The sequence below is a fragment of the Mycobacterium sp. MUNTM1 genome (assembly GCF_054660795.1).
In genome coordinates this window covers 1-264 of the sequence record NZ_BAAGDE010000175.1, presented here as the reverse complement: position 1 = coordinate 264, position 264 = coordinate 1, and the positions used below count along the sequence as shown (strand labels likewise).

Annotated in this window: 1 pseudogene; it reads left to right on the top strand. The window is 69.3% G+C overall.

Annotated features, from left to right (window positions below):
- Positions 1 to 209 (top strand): annotated as a pseudogene (locus tag ACYQ8K_RS30305) (beta-ketoacyl synthase N-terminal-like domain-containing protein); the annotation flags it as partial.
- Between the last annotated feature and the right edge of the window lie 55 nt (positions 210 to 264).

Here is a 264-nt window from a genome sequence, read left to right as displayed (position 1 = left end):
CCGCGATGAGCGCTAGTCTCGTGGGCTCGGGGCGGGTGGCGTATGTGTTGGGGTTGGAGGGCCCGGCGGTGTCGGTGGACACCGCGTGCTCGTCGTCGTTGGTGGCGTTGCACTTGGCGGTGCAGTCGTTGCGGTCGGGTGAGTGCGATCTAGCCCTCGCCGGTGGGGTCACCCATATTTGGCCCCCCCCCGCGATATTTGGGTTAGGCCAGGGACGCCGGCAGGCGGGCAGTGGGGGAGGGTAAGACGATGCCGGCAGCCGCG